Source organism: Planctomycetota bacterium (assembly GCA_016235865.1).
Classification (GTDB): Bacteria; Planctomycetota; MHYJ01; order JACQXL01; family JACQXL01; genus JACRIK01.
Window position 1 is genome coordinate 130,236 of sequence record JACRIK010000001.1, and the last position, 19,758, is coordinate 149,993.

Annotated in this window: 16 protein-coding genes and 1 pseudogene; 2 read left to right on the forward strand and 15 right to left on the reverse strand. The window is 49.5% G+C overall.

From position 1 onward, the window contains the following. Window positions 1–622: 622 nt before the first annotated feature. The 9 genes from HZA49_00510 to HZA49_00550 all read right to left on the reverse strand — a co-directional run bounded on the left by HZA49_00510 (window position 623) and on the right by HZA49_00550 (window position 8,551). Entirely contained in the window at window positions 623–1,534 is a 912-nt protein-coding gene (locus tag HZA49_00510) for a sensor domain-containing diguanylate cyclase (protein ID MBI5777923.1), read from the reverse strand. 55 nt (window positions 1,535–1,589) lie between these two features. Beyond that, a complete protein-coding gene (locus HZA49_00515; protein MBI5777924.1) occupies window positions 1,590–1,757 on the reverse strand; it encodes a hypothetical protein in 168 nt (55 codons plus the stop codon). 576 nt (window positions 1,758–2,333) lie between these two features. After that, a complete protein-coding gene (locus tag HZA49_00520; protein ID MBI5777925.1) occupies window positions 2,334–3,680 on the reverse strand; it encodes a sigma-54-dependent Fis family transcriptional regulator in 1,347 nt (448 codons plus the stop codon). 15 nt (window positions 3,681–3,695) lie between these two features. Next, on the reverse strand, window positions 3,696–4,490 hold the full coding sequence (locus HZA49_00525) for a hypothetical protein (GenBank protein MBI5777926.1): 795 nt from the start codon (window positions 4,488–4,490) through the stop codon (window positions 3,696–3,698). Window positions 4,491–4,602: 112 nt separating this feature from the next. Continuing rightward, complete coding sequence (locus HZA49_00530) at window positions 4,603–4,989, reverse strand: YraN family protein (protein ID MBI5777927.1); 387 nt, start codon at window positions 4,987–4,989, stop codon at window positions 4,603–4,605. Window positions 4,990–5,102: 113 nt separating this feature from the next. Further along, entirely contained in the window at window positions 5,103–6,554 is a 1,452-nt protein-coding gene (locus HZA49_00535) for a HEAT repeat domain-containing protein (protein ID MBI5777928.1), read from the reverse strand. Between the two features lie 19 nt (window positions 6,555–6,573). Continuing rightward, window positions 6,574–7,131: a hypothetical protein gene (locus tag HZA49_00540; GenBank protein ID MBI5777929.1), complete on the reverse strand. Its 558-nt coding sequence runs from the start codon at window positions 7,129–7,131 to the stop codon at window positions 6,574–6,576. Next, window positions 7,128–7,616, reverse strand: coding sequence for a hypothetical protein (locus tag HZA49_00545; GenBank protein ID MBI5777930.1), 489 nt, complete (start codon window positions 7,614–7,616; stop codon window positions 7,128–7,130). Before HZA49_00545 ends, HZA49_00540 begins: the two co-directional genes overlap by 4 nt. Window positions 7,617–7,624: 8 nt before the next feature. Then, the gene (locus HZA49_00550) at window positions 7,625–8,551 is read right to left on the reverse strand and encodes an SDR family oxidoreductase (GenBank protein ID MBI5777931.1); all 927 of its coding nucleotides are present in this window, start codon (window positions 8,549–8,551) and stop codon (window positions 7,625–7,627) included. Window positions 8,552–8,749: 198 nt separating this feature from the next. On the opposite strand from HZA49_00550, the gene HZA49_00555 reads away from it, so the two are divergent. Then, complete coding sequence (locus tag HZA49_00555) at window positions 8,750–11,461, forward strand: tetratricopeptide repeat protein (GenBank protein MBI5777932.1); 2,712 nt, start codon at window positions 8,750–8,752, stop codon at window positions 11,459–11,461. Between the two features lie 6 nt (window positions 11,462–11,467). On the opposite strand, the gene HZA49_00560 is transcribed toward HZA49_00555, so the two are convergent. Continuing rightward, on the reverse strand, window positions 11,468–13,063 hold the full coding sequence (locus HZA49_00560; protein MBI5777933.1) for a hypothetical protein: 1,596 nt from the start codon (window positions 13,061–13,063) through the stop codon (window positions 11,468–11,470). Between the two features lie 80 nt (window positions 13,064–13,143). Between HZA49_00560 and HZA49_00565 the strand changes: the two genes are divergently transcribed. After that, a complete protein-coding gene (locus HZA49_00565) occupies window positions 13,144–14,016 on the forward strand; it encodes a hypothetical protein (GenBank protein MBI5777934.1) in 873 nt (290 codons plus the stop codon). A 134-nt stretch (window positions 14,017–14,150) separates the two neighbouring features. Here the strand turns inward: HZA49_00565 and HZA49_00570 are convergent, their stop codons facing one another. The 5 genes and pseudogenes from HZA49_00570 to HZA49_00590 all read right to left on the reverse strand — a co-directional run bounded on the left by HZA49_00570 (window position 14,151) and on the right by HZA49_00590 (window position 19,639). After that, window positions 14,151–14,582 (reverse strand): DUF4912 domain-containing protein, encoded by a 432-nt coding sequence (locus HZA49_00570; GenBank protein ID MBI5777935.1) that lies wholly within the window; start codon window positions 14,580–14,582, stop codon window positions 14,151–14,153. A gap of 2 nt (window positions 14,583–14,584) precedes the next feature. After that, window positions 14,585–16,735, reverse strand: a complete 2,151-nt coding sequence (locus HZA49_00575; protein ID MBI5777936.1) for a DUF1926 domain-containing protein — start codon at window positions 16,733–16,735, stop codon at window positions 14,585–14,587. A gap of 164 nt (window positions 16,736–16,899) precedes the next feature. Beyond that, the gene (locus HZA49_00580; protein MBI5777937.1) at window positions 16,900–17,625 is read right to left on the reverse strand and encodes a DUF2950 family protein; all 726 of its coding nucleotides are present in this window, start codon (window positions 17,623–17,625) and stop codon (window positions 16,900–16,902) included. Between the two features lie 704 nt (window positions 17,626–18,329). After that, window positions 18,330–18,410 (reverse strand): annotated as a pseudogene (locus HZA49_00585) (prepilin-type N-terminal cleavage/methylation domain-containing protein). Window positions 18,411–18,913: 503 nt separating this feature from the next. Then, entirely contained in the window at window positions 18,914–19,639 is a 726-nt protein-coding gene (locus HZA49_00590) for an HAD family hydrolase (protein MBI5777938.1), read from the reverse strand. Between the last annotated feature and the right edge of the window lie 119 nt (window positions 19,640–19,758).

Below are 19,758 nucleotides of genomic sequence, written 5' to 3' on the forward strand. Positions count from 1 at the left end.
TAATAGGACTTGTGGTTGGCCATAATACCACGTATGGCCAGAGGTATTACCCTGTGCGGCCGGAGCTATATGGCTGTGGAGCCATAGGGCCGGGGGAGTAGGGGTATATAGCATACCATCTTTACACAGAGAGTATATACTATGCCTGATAGGATAATGGTCTATGAGAGCTATCAGACGGGGTAGGCAGGACACATTATATACCCTGTTTCTTTATATAGGATACTCACTATAGGCATAGATACGCCGGGTGATGGTTTAAGGTATGCCCGGTTTAGACACTAGAGCAGCGGGGTATTCTTTAGAGGTAACATGGGTAGAGAACATTCATAGTCCCCATATTCACACAGGGATATAGGCCATAAGGACAGATTGCCATATCGGTGGGATTATTCATACTCCCCTTAAGCAGTATGTGGCGCACCCCTGTATTACTATCTGGCGGGAGAGGAAGGCACGTCCCGACATTCGCCGGGATAAGTGGCGGTCCCTACGGGACTCCCTGCGGGTCGTAACGACCAGAGGTTTAACAGCCACTAAAATGCATTCGGGATGAGTTCAATCTCCGGTTTATCCTTGGTCATCAGGATTGAGACTACGTCAAACCGGCAGGGCATCGGTCTCAGTAGGAGCATTCAAAATGGGCGCTGGGGGAATACCGGGCCCGGGATTGTTTGTCCGCGTACATCAGTTTGTCAACCCGGGCGATCAGGGTTTTCATGGTATCATCCGGCTGAGCCATGCTCAGGCCCATGGATAATCCAATCCGAACCATATCCGGCCCGAGCTGGACCGGGATTCCCTCCACGGCCCGGCGGATATGCGTTTTTATGTTATGCAGGTCGCTTTCCGATTCGGACGATGAAATGAGCAGGAATTCATCGCCGCCGAACCGGCTTAAATGGTCGGTCACCCGGGTATTCCGGTAAAGCACCGAGGCCGTTTCCTTAAGCACCTTGTCGCCGGCTGAATGGCCCCGGGTGTCATTAATATGCTTCAGGTCGTCAACGTCGATAAAGAGCACCCCGAAATTATAGCCGTAACTGCGCAGGGAATTCAGCTTGATGCCCAGGTTAATCTCGCCGTACCGGCGGTTGCCCACATTGGTCAGATGGTCCATAAGCGAGAGCCGTTTTAGTTGTTCCATTTTTCTCATATGCTCGAAATTAGTGATATTATCCCAAAAGACCTCAGCCGTTCCAACGGTTTGGTTGTTACAATCTTTAAGAGTGCTGGTGTAGGTATAGACGGCAATCGGATGTCCGTCTTTGCGGAAATAAATGGCCTCCTCCCGGACAGGCAGGTCCGTGGAGATTGCCCGGAAAACAGGATATTGCGCCTTATAACTATTCTGGGGCAGTTCTTTTATCAGGATATCCCGGGAGTATTTGCCCAGCACCTCCGAATGGGTATAGCCCATCAGCCGTTCCGCGCCCTGGTTCCAATAGGTGATTTTCCCCTCGGGGTTGGTCAGGTACACGCCCATACAGAAATTATCCACGATAACCTTAAACAGGTCGTTGGTAATAAACATATCCCGCTCCTTCCATAGGTTCTGATTTGGAGTTCATCCTGGTTTGGCCTCTGTCTTAAGAAGCCAGCGGATTTACCAGCAGTTTGCCCTGGTCCGGCGCGCCGGGTCCGGGCATTTGCTTGGTCTCAGGCAGGTCTATCTCAATAATCAGTTTCGAGCGGCTTCTATCGACATAAACCAGGGTATCCTCGGTCAGTTGCAGTTTCTTTTCATCATTTTCCATTCTGCACCTCCTTTTCCAATAAGTGAAATTACCCCGCCGTGATTAAAGTAAGTTCGAAAGCCAGCATTTTGACGAAGTTTGCAATCCCCATCCCCCGGCGGTAGCCATAACCCGGCAACCGGCGCACCCGTTTTTCCAGGCCAGGTATTTACCGAAATGGGTATAGACCGAAACCAGCGGATTATTTACCTCCTTTGCCGCGTCCTTTCCCTTAATGATGGGGTTATGGCTACCTTTACCCGTAGTCCGTTACCTGCCCAACCCAAGAGTACCCGATCGGGCGCGCCTCTCCGGGCAGGGTCCTATTTTGGTATTATGCCAACATCTATTATGCAAATCCTGTGCCAGATTGGGAGTTTTTTCACAACTACCGCAGCGCTGTGATAACTCTATCGGCACCGATAGGTTATCAATCTGGTATTTTTTCGGAGTGAATTTCCTAATTTTAACTGCCGCTAAATCGTTAATCAGCGTTAACAAGTGTAAAGAGGGGGTTGATAACTTATGGCAACATGATGCGCCCGGCAATGCCGTTTGGCCTCCGGAGTGGTGAATTTATCCGGGGGCTGATTGCGTTCAGAACGGATTCCGGATATGGTTTTGCTGTATCTTTTTATGGAGTGTCACGCGGGAGATTCCGAGGAGTTTGGCGGCCTTGGTTTTATTGCCGTTGGTCTTATTTAAGATCTGCTTGATCCGGTCGAATTCCGACAGCCGGGTGGAATCCCTGAGCCCGAACGGCAGGCCGACCTGGGCGCTGTCAGCCGCCACATTCCGGGACTCCAATATGTTAGCCGGCAAATCCTCGACCCTGATGACAGTGCTATCCGGTATGACCAGCATCTGGTTGATAAGATTGGACAGTTCGCGGACATTGCCGGGCCAGTCGTATTTTGCCAGTATCTCCAGGGCCGCCGGCTCTATTTCCCGGGCCGGCTTGTGCTCCAGGGCGGCGAATTTGCCGATAAAATATCCGCAGAGCGGGTCGATATCATCCCGGTGTTCCCTCAGCGGGGCCATGTTTAACGGGATGACGCCCAGCCGGTAAAAGAGGTCTTTCCGGAACCGGCCGTCCTTTATCTCGTTCTCCAGTTTCCGGTTGGTGGCGGAAATAATCCGGATATCTATCTTGATTTTAGCCGTGCTGCGCAGGGGGGTGATTTCCCGGTCCTGGATAATATTGAGCAGTTTGGCCTGGGTCCGCAGGGACAGGTTGCTGATTTCATCAAGGAAGATAGTGCCGGTGTTGGCCCGGGTAAACCGGCCGGTGTAGGAATCGACCGCTCCGGTAAACGCCCCCTTATTGTGGCCGAATAGTTCGCTTTCTATGATTTCCTCGGGCAGGGTGGCGCAGTCGATTTTGACAAAGGGCTTGTCTTTCCGCCGGCCCTGCAGGTGAATGGTTCGGGCCGCCAAATCCTTCCCGGTCCCGGTCTCGCCGTAAATCAGGACGTTGGCGTCGGAGTCAGCCGATTTCCTGATCAGGTCCAGGGTTTTGCGGATGGCCGGGGAGTCGCCGATAATCCGTTCGGACTTGAATACCTCGTCGATAACGCCGTTATACCGGCTGATGGATTTATTCAGTATATCCAGTAATTCATCGGCGTCAAACGGCTTGGTAATGTAGTCGGTCGCTCCGGATTTGATGGCCCGGATGGCGTTCCTGTGATTGCTGTCCGCGGTTAGGATGATTATCGGCGCGTAGATGAGGTTTTTCTGGAGCCGTTCCAATACCTCCAGCCCGTGCATTGTCGGCAGGGTTAAATCCAGGATAATGCCGCTGAATTGCATCTTGCGGCTCAATTCCAGGGCAATCGGGCCGTCGTCCACCGCCGAGACCCGGTACCCGGCATGGGTCAATAGCTCAGCGGTGCTGTCCCGCACTATCCGGTCGTCTTCAACCAGCAGAATATTCTGTTGCATCACTATGTATTATGGTTACTTTACCGGCAGGGAAACGGTAAAGGTTGTTCCCTGGCGCGGACGGCTCTTTACCCCGATGGTCCCGTGGTGCAGGGCGATTATATAAGAAACGATAAACAGGCCTAAGCCCGAGTTGCCGGTTCTTTTCAGCTTCCGGCCGGAGATAAACGGCTCGAAGATATAGGGCAGTTCCCGGGCCGGGATGCCGCAGCCGTTGTCGCCGACAGACAGAATCACCTGGCCTGGTTGGTGGGCGGTTGTGATGGTGATTATGCCGGCTTGGGGAACAGATTCCATGGCGTTTATGACGAGGTTGAAGACCACTTCGATCAGCTTGTCTTTATCGGCTTTTATTATCGGCAGGTCGGCTGCGAATTGGGTTATGACTTGCGCTTTTTTCTCTTTTATGCTGTGCTTCAGAAACTCCAATGCCTTCTGGATTAGCCTATTGAGATTGACATCTGACTTATAAGTTCTTGCGAACAGGCAGGGTAATAATAAACCTGCCGTGGTTTTGTGTATTATCTGAAGTCCTTGTTTGATGGTCGCCAGGAGTTTTTTCTGCTCCGGCGACCGGCGCGTATGGGCCAGGAGTTTCAGGCAGTTGAAGATACCGCAGAGCGGATTCTTTATCCCGTGCACCGCAACCCCCAGAACCTGGCAGTAGATAGACAGTTTCTCGGCATCTGAGATAGTATTGGGATAATCAAGCAGGATGGTATTTCTTCTTCGGTGTAACCGCGCCAATCTGGTGTTGAATTCCACGAAGGTCTCGGCGCTATTAGTTAAGATAGGCGATTTAACTAACATATTGGTAATATACCATAAAAATACTATTCTGTCAAGGAAAATCTTGGAAATATATCGGTTAGTTTTGATATCCGCCATAAAGGTTTCCCGGGCAGACTGGAAATTGCTTGCTTCACGGCTGGGCAAAGGCATTAGGAATGAATTCAATCTCCGGTTTGTCTTTCTTCATTAATATGGACACCACATCAAACCGGCAGGGCAGGTCGGGCTGGGCCTTTTTCTTGTAGAGGTAATAATTAGCCAGGCGGATGAGACGCTTCTGCTTGGCCTTGTCCACGGAATCAATCGGCAGGCCGAATTGGTCTGACGAGCGGGTCTTGACCTCAATAAACGACAGCACGCCTTTCTTGAAGCCGATAATGTCAATCTCGCCGAACTTGCATCTGAAATTACGCTCGACAATCCGATAGCCCTGTTTCTTCAGGAATGCCTCGGCCAGGAGTTCACCCTTAGAGCCAATAGAAACGTTAGTGACGTACTGGCTCTTATCCCGTAGCATCCCTGACGGGACTGCCTTGGGACAGTAGTCCCGTAGGGGCAAAGCGGAGGGGTTAGCCCCAGTTTCTTTCGTAGTCATAATAGGGGTATGTTAGGTGTTACCGAGGTTAAACCTCATTTCTTCCATATTTTTATATAACCGGGCGGTTGTAATTCTTTCAGTGCCGCTTTGCACCGCCTCTGTAGGTCTTCTGGTTTTGCCGGATAAAATTCGTAAAGGCGGTCAATGCACCATTCAAGACGATGAAATGGTATCTGGTTTTTCGCGCCCAGTTCCACCAGGGCAAGCACCGCTCCGGACGGCGTATAGGTGGCATGGTATTTATGCTTCTCATCAAGACGCTCTAAAAGTTGAGGTATGGCCTCTTTGGCATCAAGTTGTCCGAGTACCAGTGCCACTAAGCTCTGAATATATTCATCTTCATCATTGATTAGTTTGATTAGTTCTGGAATGGCTTCTCTGGCGGCCATTTGACATCGTTCGTTGAGGGGTCTTATGCCTGTATAATTATGGCAGACATAGCACGTGAACGTTTCTTTGGCACCCATGTGGCGTAGTGCGGCGATAGCACCGAGACGAGCATCTACCTCACTATGGCCAAGTAATTTAATAAATAGGGGTATGGCTTCTATGGCGCCGAGTGCGCCCAATGCGCAAGCCACGCCATCCCGTGCCCTTTCAGGTTTATCTTGCAGTAGTTCTATCATAGACGGTATAACACTTTTATCGTCTAAGTTGATAAGTGTTATAGATGCCTGAGAACGTACATACTTCACCTTGTCGTCAAGCAATTTAATTATTTCAGGAACTGCCTCCCGGCCACTAAGGCTCGCCAGTGCATCTATGGCACATACGCGGACATATTCATCAGAGTCAGTTAGCAATTCGGTTATCTCTGGTATAGCGTCTTTCATGTCGGATTGACCGAGAACAATGACAGCCGCGCGACGGGTCCAGGAATCTTTATCGTTTAGAAGATGTATTATTTCTGGTGTATTTTTTACCGCACCGAGCGAGTTCAGAGTTTCAATCGCTGTTTTCCGAACATTGGGTTCACTATCATATAATAATTTTCTTAATTCAGGGATAGATTCTTTAATACCCATCAAGCCAAGTGTAAAAGCGGCAGATTCACGCACCGATCCATCTGGATCATTGAGAAGGTTCATTATCGCCGGACCGTCTCTAACAGCATCAATTCGGTATATCGCCCGCGGGCCGAATGAACTACTGGTATTTCCACATTCCGCTTTTATCGCATTTATCAATTGCTTAATTTCCTCGTAATTCAGCGGAGTGGATGATGAAGATCCGGAGTTATTATCATTCTTATTATGCGGTATGCCCTGATTTACCAATTCTTTGTTATTATTGGCTTTGTTGCTTTCATCGAAGAAATCCTTAACCCATCCAGGCGCATTATCGTCTGCAACAATCGGCTCCACCTCTGTATCATAACAAATATGTATTTTCTTATGTGCCGTGTGATGGGTATGTTGCATTATGCCCGCCGCAGCCAGCAGGGCGCAGCCGAGGCCGATGATGATTAAGATAGTTTTGTTCATAAACCACAGATTCCTCAGATTACGCAGATGGACCTGTTATCGGTTCAGTCTTCTTTTCCCTGAATACTATGTTGACTATATGTTTAGCTCCGGCCAGCAGATATACACCAATGGCAATACATACCATGGTATAGACAATATCCTGCCAGGAATCCTTCTCAACCGCCTTTTGATAAGTTGGTGATAAGGCAAGTTGTTTTACTAAAGCGGCGAGTCTCCTGGCGATTTCATATACACCGAAGATTCTTAAGGCGATGATAAAGACCTCTTTCTGCCAGGTGTTAGTGCTGAATATCTGAATTTCCTTGTCAACAGGGATAAGTTTTTCTGATATCTTATCGCTATATCTCAATAGGATATACACCGTAACAATGGATAACAGAAAGGGAATAATGGTTGGGGCAAACAGGGCGAATTTAGTAACGCCTGATGATTCTACAGCCATTGACTGAAGCGGACTCGCCAATATTGTTAAATAAGACACTATGGTGATTAATGAAGTGAGAGCCAGATAGATGAAATAAAATCCTAAAACCTTGAGGGCGATGGACAGCCCATCCCGGATGGTAATATTCATTTAATGCTCCCTTCTGAATTCTCTGTCGGGTTAGGTTGTATGGGTTTTCGGTCAAATAATAATCCGGCGATATGCTTGCCGCCGGAGAGAAAGTATATCCCGATAATTATTGCTAATAGGTTGGAAATAATTAATGTTGTCTGTCGCTCTATGACCAAAAACAGAAGCAATCCAATGAAGTATTCAAGAGCAAGGATGATACTAAACATCCAGCTAATTTTCATTATTATGACAAATACATCCTTAGGTTTAATATTGCCGCCGGCAATTTTAAGCTCCTTATTCACTGGTATGAGTTTGTTGGCAATCTTGTTGGCTAATAGTATAAGCGCTAATCCGATTATCAGTATAACACTAAAGATTATTAGAGATATTATCAATATCTTTATCTTAGCAATTACTAAGGGGATCCATACTATTGATGAGGTGACAAGAATCGTTCCGACTATCTTGATGAAGACCGATATAAAATCTCGCTTAGTCATGACATCCTTTATTCCCAGAGGTGTTCGATGGTTTTCCTGAGTCCCGTCTCAAATGGCACGATGGTTTTGTAGCCCAGATACCTGCGGGCCAGGGTGATATCAGCATACGAGTGCTTGATGTCGCCGGTCCGGATGGGATTGAATATCGGCTTTAGATTCTTGCCCAGTATCTGATTCAGGGATTTGACCAGTTGCAGGACCGTTATCGGATGGCTGGATGCGATATTGAGCGACAAGCCATTCACGCCTTTTGCGGTAAGCGCTCCGATGGTGGCCTTAGCTACGTTATCAATATAGGTGAAGTCGCGGGATTGCCTGCCATCGCCAAAGATGGTCGGGCGTTTGTCCTTGAGCATGGAATTGATGAACTTAATAATCACGCCGGCATAGGGCGAATCTGGTTCCTGTCTCGGGCCGAAGACATTGAAATACCTCAGGCAGACCGTTTCCAGATAGCGCATCCGGCTGAAGGTCTTGAGATAGGTTTCGCCAATGGCCTTGGTAGCGCCATAGGGCGATATCGGGGCCGGAATAAGCGTCTCCTTTTGCGGTAGCACCTTGACCTCGCCGTAGATGGAACTGGATGAGGCAAAGACCAGGCGCTTGACATTGGCCTTATGCGCCTGATTTAATATATTCAGGGTGCCGGCCACATTTACCTCATTAAACTCTTCAGGGTATTTGAGCGACTCCGGGACCGATTTCTTGGCCGCCTCGTGGATGATGTATTTCACACCCTTAACCGCTCTTTTGACAGTCGGGATATGGCGGATATCACCGCGGAACAGGTCTATCTGTTTGAGATTATGGCGGATATTGTCCATCTTGCCGGCAGTAAAATTATCCAGCACCCGGACCTGAGCGCCGTCCTTGACCAGTTTGTCCACAATATGCGAGCCGATAAATCCGGCCCCGCCGGTGACTAATATCTTCATAGCTACAGAATATACCAGCAGAATGAAACAAGTCAAGGAATATTAAACAACCCCCTTTTATCCCCCCTTTTCTAAGGGGGAGTATTTCACAAAATTCTCCTTTTGTTAAGGGGGACCAAGGGGGTTGTTACTCAGTTAAATATATTTCTTATGCGATATTGACAGGGTTGCCTTATTTATGTAATTTGGTTTTATCATATGTTGGACAAGACCATACAAATCAGCAAGTTCAATTCACCCGAGGAATTCCGGGTCTGGTGGGAGAATCCGGAGACGGCCCGGATAAGACAGACCAATCCGGGTCTGCTGGAGGCGCATCCGCTGGTCAGTCCCTGGCTGGAGCAGGGCGCTGTTTCTCCGGAAATAAAAGAAGAGCAATTCGGCAAATACCGGTTGATAAGCAAGCTGGGCCAGGGAGGGATGGGCACGGTCTATCTGGCCTATGACGCTATGCTCAAGCGCCAGATTGCGCTCAAGACCCTGATGCTGGAGGATACGGAATCAACCGCCAGATTTATGCGCGAGGCCCGGGCCACGGCCAAGCTCAAGCATGCCAACATCGTCAATGTCTACGAGGCCGGGGTGGTGGGCAAGACCTATTACCTGACCATGGATTACATCGAGGGCATATCGCTGGCCGATATGATAAAATCACGGGATAAGACCTTAACGCCCAAGCGCATCGCCCAGATTATCCACGATGTGGCTTTGGCATTGGAATACGCGCATAAGAACGATATTATCCATCGGGATATCAAGCCGGGCAATATCCTGATAGACAATGCCGGGCACGTCTATCTGACCGATTTCGGGCTGGCCAAGGAATTAAACGGGCTGGACCGGTCATTGACCATGAGCGGTACGGCCTTAGGCACGCCGGACTACATGGCGCCGGAGCAGGCCATGGGCAAGAAGGACTTGGTAGACCAGCGGAGCGATGTATTTTCACTGGGCGCCACGTTGTATCATACCCTGACCGGCCAAGTGCCGTTCCAGGGTATGGAATTATACGAGGTGTTAAATAAAGTGGTCAACCACGACCCACCCACACCCAGCTCCATTATCGTAGTTCACAAAGACCTGGAGACGATATGCATAAAATGCCTGGACAAGGACAAGTCACGCCGGTACCAGGGCATGGCCGAACTGGCCGAGGACCTAAGGCGTTATATTGAAGGCGAGCCGATACAGGCCCGGCGGATATCCGCCGCGACCAAACTCTGGCGCCGGGTGCAGAAGAACAAGACCATAACTATCAGCGTGGCCGGTGCGGCTGTATTACTGCTGGCGGTAATCATCGAGCTGGCCATATCGTCAGGACAAGCCAAGGAGCGGGTGGAGGTTTACCGGGCTGAGGCATACAGATTATTTGGAGAAAAGAAATATGACCAGGCCTTGATTGCCTGCGAGAAGATAAGGGAAATAACTACCGAGGACGAGAAGATTAATGAATTGAGGCAGAAGTGTCTGGCCGAGGTGGAAAGTCAAAAGGCGTTATTTATAGAAAAGGATGAGCGGGTTAGACGCCGGGCTGAGGCAAAGATGGTGCTGGACCGGGCCGAACGGGCCCCAACCGCAGACAAGAAAATAGAGATAGCCGGGGAGGCGCTTAAGATAGACCCAACCTTTGCTGAGGCGTATCAATTACTGGGCCTAGTCTATAAGGATAAATTTGACTATTCTAAGGCCGTTGAGTGCTTTAGCAAGGCCATAGAATTCTCGCCTGAATTGGCCTATGCCTATTATGAACGAGCCATGATCATGACCTTCTGGGATATGCCCAAGAAAGCCCTTTCTGACCTTGAGATGGTTCTCAAATATGACCCGGAAAGTTACATGGGACACTTTGCCCGAGGCTGTATTGAGGGCGCACAAGGGAAATATGACGAAGCCATAGAGAGTTACACTAAGGTAATAAAGCTGCATCCAAATTATAGTTTGGCATACAGTAAGCGCGGTTCTGCCTATGCCATTAAAAATGAATTGGACCTGGCCATCGCTGATTTTACCAAGGCTATCCGGCTTGACCCAAAAGATTCAGAGGCATACAACAACCGCGGTTTGGTTTATTATCAAAAGAAAGAGACAACCAAGGCCATCGCCGATTGGACCGAGGTAATCCGGATTGACCCGAAATGCGCTGAGGCATACACCAATCGCGGTAATACCTATAAGGAGAAAGGAGAATTGGACAAGGCAATATCCGATTATACAGAAGCCATCCGGCTTGACCCGAAGTGCTTCGAGGTGTACGACAACCGCGGTAATGTTTATGATGATAAGGGGGAATCAGACAAAGCCATTGCTGACTGGACCGAGGCAATCCGGCTTAGCCCTAAATATGTGCTTGGTTACTATAAACGCGGTTTTGCTTATAGAAGAAAAGGAGAAATAGACAAGGCAATTACGGATTGGACCGAAGCCATCCAGCTTGACCCCCGATATGCGGAGGCCTACTATAAACGGGGTGATGCTTATAAAGATATGGGAGAATTAGGCAAGACAATTGCGGATTGGACTGAGGCCATCCGACTCGGCTATAGATATTCATGGATATATTTCAATGTCGCTTCCGCATATTATAAAAATGGTGAAAAAGATAAGGCGATAACAAATTATACTGAGACAATCCGGCGTGACCCGAAATTTGCTGATGCTTACCTTTACCGCGGCAATATCTATTATGAAAAAGGGAATTTTAACGAGGCAATTGCTGATTGGACTGAGGTAATCCGCCTCAACCCTAAATATGCCAATGCATATCATAACCGCAGTATTGCTTATGCTGGAAAAGGCATGTTTAAGGAAGCGATAGCAGACGGGCAAATCATTCTAAAACTGGCGCCTAATCATCCCGAAGCAGATCAGATAAAACAGTCAATCAAGGAATGGGAATCACGCCTGAAATAGAAGTGGTTACTCTTCTCTAAAGTAATTGATCAGCGATAAGGCAATCCAGACCAGGATAAACCCGCTATAAATCCAGAGGCAGAACTTGGGGAAGAAGTATCCGTATTGGACATACCAGGTCAGCTTTGTTTCCCGGGGGACCTCACTGCGGATGATGCCGGAGGCGAGATATCCGATTTCCGCTTCAATCTTACCGGATGGGTGGATAATCTGCGAGATGCCCAGGGCGGTCGGCCGGACAATGGCGCGCCGGGTCTCTATGGCCCGGAACGGCGCGATGGTGGCGTGAATCTTGTGGGACAGTCCGGCCCAGCCGCTGACCTCCAGGGTCGGCGCCACGAATACCTCGACATCGTGCGCCACGACCAGCCAGCGGGAGATCCGGGTAAATCCGGATTCATAGCAGATGAAGATGCCGATTTTACCGAGCGGTGTGTCAAAGGCGCCCCATTTGTCGCCCGGAATGACCACGGTTTCCAGCAGCGGCACCGGCACGCGCTTGGCATACTTGCCGATGACCTGGCCGTCCGGTCCCATCAAGGCCGCGTAATTGTGCACCCGGACCTGCTCCTCGGCCCGTTCAATGGTGCCGAAGACCAGATAGATTTTCTTTTCCCTGATAAATGACTCTAATTTGCCCCGTTTGATTGGGTCATCAAGGATGTCATTTACCAACGCTTCGGGCCAGGCCACTAAAGCTTCTTGCTTGCCGTCCAGCGCCTGAGCGGTGCTGGTGATATAGGTGTCAAGCGAGTCGCGGCTGATTCCTTCCTGGACGACTACTACCGGAATCTCCTTTTGCGCCGCAGGCCGATATTGCTTGGGCAAATACGACTCCCGGGTTATCCCGTAGACCAGAATGACGGCCAGTATCAGGACCGCAAGAGCCGGATGCAGGAAACTCCATTTGAGTTTGCGGATGTATTTCAGGAAGAACCAGGCCAGCAGGGCGTTGACCGTGACAATCAGGAAGGTCAGGCCGTAGACGCCGATGAGGTCGCAGACCTGAATCAGGGTCAGGTAGGGCGACTGGGAATAGCCCAGGCTCAGCCAGGAGAACTTGAGCGAATAACTCTCGGAGCGGAAAAATTCTATGCCGGTCCAGAAGAACGGGATTAATGGGAAAGAACGGCGCAGTCCGATTTTCGAGGCGGCCAGCCAAACCGAGACGCTGAAGACCGCCAGGTAGAGAGAAAGGATATTGGCGACTAATATGCCGAAATCAAATATGGCGACTAAGAACGAAAGCGAGACGGTATAAAACACCACGCCGGTAATCAGGCCGCAGATGCCGGCCGTGCGCTGGTTGGGCGAGGTATAGATGGCAATCAGCAGAGGCACCAGCGCCACCCAGCCCAACAGGCCAAAACTCAGGGGCGGGAAGGAAATTATCAGGAGCAGTCCGGAAATACCGGCCAGGATAAACCGGAACCATTTGGTGCGGTAGAGCAGGCGGACGCCCAGGTAATTAAGGGTCTTGTTGTCCGTATGTTTTATGGCCTGCTCATACTGAGGCGGCTTGGCCTGGACCGCCGGCTCTTTGACTGCCCCGGAATGCGATTCGGGCTGCTTGGATGATTCTGGTTTGGTATCAGTAGCCATATCATTATTATAGTATACTTAGAGCAATATTGCAATTAATTATTGACGGCAACAAATCAGGATGGTAATAAGTCAACTATATGGTGTTAGATGAAAATACCGGCCTGCAGGCGCCAATCAATCCGCCTAATAACAAGTCAAACCCCAAGAATTCACGCCTGGCCAAGGTTACTTTTATATTGGGGTTAATCGGGATTGTGCTTCTGGCTCTATCGTTTGTCGCACCGGCTTTAATCATACCAGCCCGGAGATCAATGGACAATTATTTTATACTTATGGCAATCGTCGGAATTACTGCGCTCTTGGGGCTTTTACTGGCGCTGGTCAGCATAATCATGGGAATAATCTCACTAATCATGATTAGGAAAAGCAAGGGTATGTTGCGAGGCAAGGGCTGGGCCATCAGCGGATTACTGATGGGACTGATTCCGTTACTTTTGATTGGCGGGCTTATCATTTATGGTTTTGTCATGGCTGCATCAGCCAGCCGTTCGTATTCGGCCAAACCGTTTGACCCGTCCCAATACAAAGGCGCCACCGGCTCGATTGTCCTGCCGTATAAAGGCGAATCAGTATTGACACTGTATGGAAAAGGGGAGAGTATCAGGTTAACCACTGCCGACGGGACAATTAAAACGCCGGTGGGTGACTATACGGTTTCGTCATACGAGGCCAGCGGCCAGGATGAGAAAAATACCAAATGGACCGCCAGTAGCTACCCGCGCAGTAGCCGTGTAGTAGTTAAGGACGGGACTCCCGCCCACTTGGCAATCGGGCCGCCATTTATGGCTTCAGTTGATGTCAAAAGCGGACCAGGCAACCAGGTATCAATGACCTTTAATCTGAAGGATAATGCCGGCAATTCATTTACGATTTATAATAGCGAGCCGTCCTTCCAGGTCATCTCCCAATCAGGCGATACGCTCTGGCAGGGCAAGTTCCAGTTCGGCTGAGGCGGCACCTGCGCGTATTCCGGGAGAATACCAGACAATGTCAAGGGCGAGGTGACTGTTCGCCCAGCGCTTAAAAAGGGGCCGTTTGAGATAACGATTAAAGATACCAACTGGCTCAGGGAATAGGCGATTTACTAAGCAGGGGAGGACGACACTTCGGAGGACCGACCTTTTCTGGGCGTCCTGATGATATTAGATTTAACCAGCGAGATAAAATTCTGGCCGCTTATCAGGCCTAATTCCAGTTGATATTCCATATCAGGCAGCACGATCAGATAATAATTACCCTGAACATTGCCAAGGTGCTCCGGCCTCGGTAACTCGATATCAGAGAATTCTTTCCGGAACAGGTTATGCGTCCTGAGAAGCCATTTGACCGCGGCGGGCTTTAGGTCGCGCAGCCTGAATATTTCCGGCACCATCTGGGTAGAGAGTTCCCAGTAGGCAAAGATGCATTCCGGGTCGCGAATTAAGGCGACCAGCACCGCCTGATTATAGGTGTCCGGCAGCGGCGGGCCGTAGTCCAGATAGATTGACGCCTGGTCCGGCTCAATATGTTTTTCCATACTTAGATGAATTTGACTCTCTTGGCAATCCGGACCTGCCACTTCTCCTGAGGTTTAAGATGGATTTCCCAGCCAGGCAATATTACGGATGACTGGTAAACCAGTTCAAAGCCGCCTTCGGACTGAGAAACGGTCTGGATCGGGAAATACCATATCCGGGACGGTTTAGTCAAGTCAAATGAGATGTCTATTTTCTGGAATAAATCCTGGATGCCGAATATTTTCTCATTAGCGGCCTCGCCCTGGCTGATGAGCGGCCCGAGGTTTTTATTACGGCTGCTATAGTAGAACCGGTCATGGGCATTGCCGGCTAACATCGAAAGATTAAACTCCACGGCAAACACGGCCTCAATCGGTTCCGGGCCGGTATTGGTTATTTCATAGTCCATCTGCAGGGATTTAGGGTCGTCGAAAGCAAAGGAGATATTTTTACTTACCTGTACTGGATATGATTTGCCGGCTTGTCGGACGAATCCGTCACGCGCGAACTTTATTGCGGCTTTCTTTAATGGGATTGAGGTTTTATACTCACCTGACAGGAAATCGCCTTGTTCCGCATAGTGGCAGCGGGCAAAACCATCCAGCGAAGTGTCTTTAGCGATAAAATGGTCCAGGCAGCTCTGCCTCGGGTAGTTGTCGTAATAGAGCAGGTTTTCCAGCCCCTTGGTCTTACTGATAACCAGGTCGTGGATGGTAGCGACATTGGTAACCGAGTTCTGTGCCTGGGCTTCAAGGATTTTCTTATGGTATGATTCCTGCCGGCGCCTGATGGTGGCGAGCGGATTAAATCTCTTGGGGATGACATCAAGTTCGTAGAGCGCGCCGCCCTGGGCCGGCTTGAAATAGCAGTTAAGGAACTCGTTGGAATAGCGGATTTCCGGATAGCCGTCATAGTCTAGGTCGGCGATCTCAAGTAAGACGTTATCGTGGTTCTGTGCTTTGCCGTTCGGTTTGGCAGGCGCAATCTGACGCAGTAGCTCTTCAGCCGCAATCAGGTGGTTATACATCGCGTGCCTGAGGTGGGGGAGATAGAACCCGCCGAATACGCCGTGCCAAAAGGCGTCATTGCCCTGGCCCCGGTAGAGTTCCAGTTGCGCCGGTGGCAGCGCGGCCTGCGACTTTTTATCCGGTTTCTTATCCGATAGCGATGCCAGCACCTGGCTCACCTGCATCATTTTTGAATACATCAGGTTGATTTCCGGATACTTGACGAAGAAGTTGCGCCAGAATCCGCCCGGATTCAGGGCGAATTCCGAAGGCGGCAGATGTTGTTTATAATCTTCATAGACCATTGAGGCCTCGTTTGACAGAACCCATTCGGTCATCTCGCGGTATGAGCCGGCCGGGATGTAGGCCTTGCCGACCGGCCTTGCCTTGTCAATCACCTCTGAAAAGGTGGTGATATTAATCCAGGGATTGGCGTTTAATGACTGCAGAAAGCGTTCCAACCAATTATTACCGTAGCAGTGCTCGTAGGTCTTGGGCCAGAGCCCGAATTTTTCGCCGTCGTCCGCATAGCAGATAACCGCGTTTGCGGATTTATTATTATGGTTAAACTGCGCCAGGTAGTTTATGCTCTCCTGCGGTTCTTTAAACGGAATGGAGTAGCGCAGTTTTTCCGGGATCGGGAAGATTCCCAGCGTATGTCCCTGGTCTTCGGTAATAAAGTAGCCGGTGAGTTCTTTGGATAAGAATCCGGCAGTCCTGAAATGGAAATCGTCCAGGATGGTGAATTCCACGCCGGCCTGAGCCAGAGGCTTAGTCAACGACTGTTCCCAGGCCCGTTCAGCCAGCCAGATACCGCGCGGGCGTTTGCCAAAGAGTTTGGCCAGATAATCGCTAAAGGCGGTAATCTGGCCGATTTTGTCGCGGTCCGTCAGCATGGTCAGGATTGGCTCATAGAAACCGCCCCCGATAATCTCCACTCGATCCTCCGAAACCATTTTCTGTAGGCGGCTGATGAACCTGGGATGGGTTCGCTCAAGGTATTGCAGCAGGGGACCGGTATAGTGGATGCAAAACCTGATTTGGGGGAACCGGTCCATCACGTCAATAAACGGCGCGTAGGCCTGTTTGTAGGCGGATTCCATCACCTCGTCAAAATTACCCACCGGCTGGTGGTTGTGGACGCAGAAGATAAAGTTCACAGGCATAGAATAATTATAATAACATAAGAGAAGCGTGGGAGCAAGAAAAATCTGCCACAAAGGCACAAAGACACTAAAATATATTGATAGATTGTTTTCTTCGTGCCTTGGTGTCTTCGTGGCAAGTTTTACACTTTCCTATACTACAAGAAATGAGTGGATAAGAGCATCTAATCAGCCACGCGCCATCTTCGGCCGGCCGGGCCGTCTACTCCGGCGGGATTTACTCCCGGCCAGTCCAGTCCGCCGGTTGCCGTGGTTTTCCACGGACCGGTAGTCAACCCGGTATCAGTGGCAAAAACCGTGCCCGCCTCATTGACAATAAGCGAGTTGACTCCGCTGGTCCCATAAACATCGGGCGCAGCCATGAAACCGTACCGGTTATTATTGCAGGCCGGAATAGTATTGGTTCCAACGGTATTGACTCTATAGGCGGTACCGCCCGGCGCATCAAGGGTCATAGCCCGGAACCAATAGCCGGATTTTGTTCCGGTCAAAACAGAGGTCCAGACTTCCACCTGAATGCCTCCAAACGGCAGAATCCCTCCGGTTAAATCGGCCGGAACCGCATCAGCCTTGGCTACATCAATCGGAATAAAGGCGACTTTATTGACGTTATCTGCGCGGAACATCCGGTGTATGCAGGAGACGTCATATGTCCAAAAATCCTTAATGGCATTTCCGTCGGCGTCCTGCTGCGACCACATTGATTCGGCATTGGTCAGCAGCCGCAATGATGCGACAGCAGAATTCTCATTGGCAGAAATACGGCCGGTCAGGAGATTGGGAATTGCAATCGCCGCAATCACGGCGATAATGGCGATAACAATCATCAGTTCTATGAGGGTAAATCCGTGCTTATCCTGAACCAAACCGGTTTGAGATTTGTTATACATAAATCTCCATTTGGTGTAAAGGGCGCCCCGATTTGCCGTCGGGACGCCCTTTTTCAAATACGTACCGGGTAGTTTTAGTCAGCCACGCGCCAGTTCCTGCCGCCGGGTCCAGCTGTACCAGTTGGATTTACGCTGGGCCAGTTTAAGCCGCCAGCTGCTGTGGTTAGCCATCTATTGGCTTGTCCACCGGTATCATTGGCATAGATGGTGCCTTCCTGGTTCACGATAAACGAGTTAATTCCGCTTGTGCCATAGGCATCCGGAGCCGCCATAAAACCAAATCGGCTGTTGTTACAAGATACTAATGCTGCTCCTCCTACTCCGACATTATTCACGTTATAAAGATCTACGGCAACTGAACCATTTGTCAACGCCTGGAACCAGAAGCCGGATTTCACGGTGCTAACAATGGCTGTCGGAGTTGCCGATGACCAGTCCTCCATAAGCGGGCCGGTGGCACCAAACACATCATCAACCACTTCAGCATTGTCGGCCTTGGCCAAATCTATGGGGATAAAGGCCACTTTGGTTGAGCCATCCGCGCGATACATACGATGCATACAGGAGACATCGCGGGTCCAGTAATCCTTTATGCCATTACCGTCAGCGTCCTGTTGCAGCCAGACCGCTTCCGATGAGGTTATCAATTTTAGGGCTGCTACCGCAGAATTCTCATTGGCCGACATACGGCCGCTGAGCAGGTTCGGAATCGCGATAGCCGCGATAATCGCGATGATAGCAATAACTATCATCAGTTCAATCAAGGTAAAACCTTGTTTACGCATAGTTTTTACTCCTTTAGAGTCAGTAATTACTGACTCTTCTGGCCCCGAAGTATTCGGGACCATTGTTTATAATGTTAGTGGTCCCGCCCGTACGGGTCGGGTCCAGCAACAACATAGATATCACTACTCTCTATGCCTTCTATGTCCCGACACCTTTCGTCGGGATAAGAGATTGTAACGCCCATACGGGCTGACAATCTCTAATAAGTTAGGTTCTCTCACCTCCTCTCCTAATTATAGAAGCCACAGATACATAGTGCATCTGTTTTGTTTATCATTTATGTGCAATTATTATGCCAAAACCAGCCGATTTGTCAATTAATAGTGATATTTTTATAAGGTTTTTATTATCATATTGATATAGCAATATTATTTTACAGCTTATGGCGGACAGTATAAGGTTAAGCAGTCTCTATGACTAAAATATGGTACAAAGTGACAATTTTTGTCACTAATAGGACAAATTTGGACACCACCTATAATTTAGCAATCTGTCAAGATATTTATATCAATAAGCGTCGTAACTCGTCAATATGGCCGATTACGGCATCGGGCTGATAATCGCCTTCAGACGGCGGGACAATTCTATACGGCTCATATTGCCTGGTCTGAATCGCCTGCATGCCGATGCGCTTTGCCCCCTGGATATCATCCAGCCAGGTATCGCCCACATAGATGCATTGCTTGGCGGCCAGGTTCAGGCGCTTAAGCATCGTGGCAAAGGGAAGCGGATGCGGCTTGACATAACCGACCTCGCCGGAAACCACTATCGTCTCGAATCTATCCGTCAGTCCAATCTTGGTCAGAGAATCCCTAATACATCTGCCGCAGGGATAGTTGGAAACCAGGCCCAGGCGGTAATATTGGAACAGGTCATCGAGCAATGGCCGGACATTACCGGGCAGTTCCACCACCTGCAAAAATGTATTATATCTGGCATCGGTCAGGGTGGTTATCTGTTCCTCTGAAGCCGTGGTGTTGTAGAGTTCCCGGATTAACTCAATCGCGATGCTTCGTAAATCGTTCTCTTTGAAGCCGTTTTGATAAGGGGCGGCAAACTGCCGGTCCCGGATAGCGGCCATGCGCTCCAGGTCGCAAGACCCGAACATCCGGATTAGCGCCTGCTCCCGGGCGTCGTTGAATGATTTAATCTGCCGCGGGCCGAATTCCACCAGCGTATTGCCCAAATCAAAAACAATCGCCTTTATATCAGCTAAAATAAGTGGCATATTTATTTTATAACATATCAACAAATAATATACAATGTTAATCATGATGTTCCAAAAATGTCATTCCCGCGAAAGCGGGAATCCAGTAATCCCCAAGCGGTCTGGATTCGCTTCGCGGT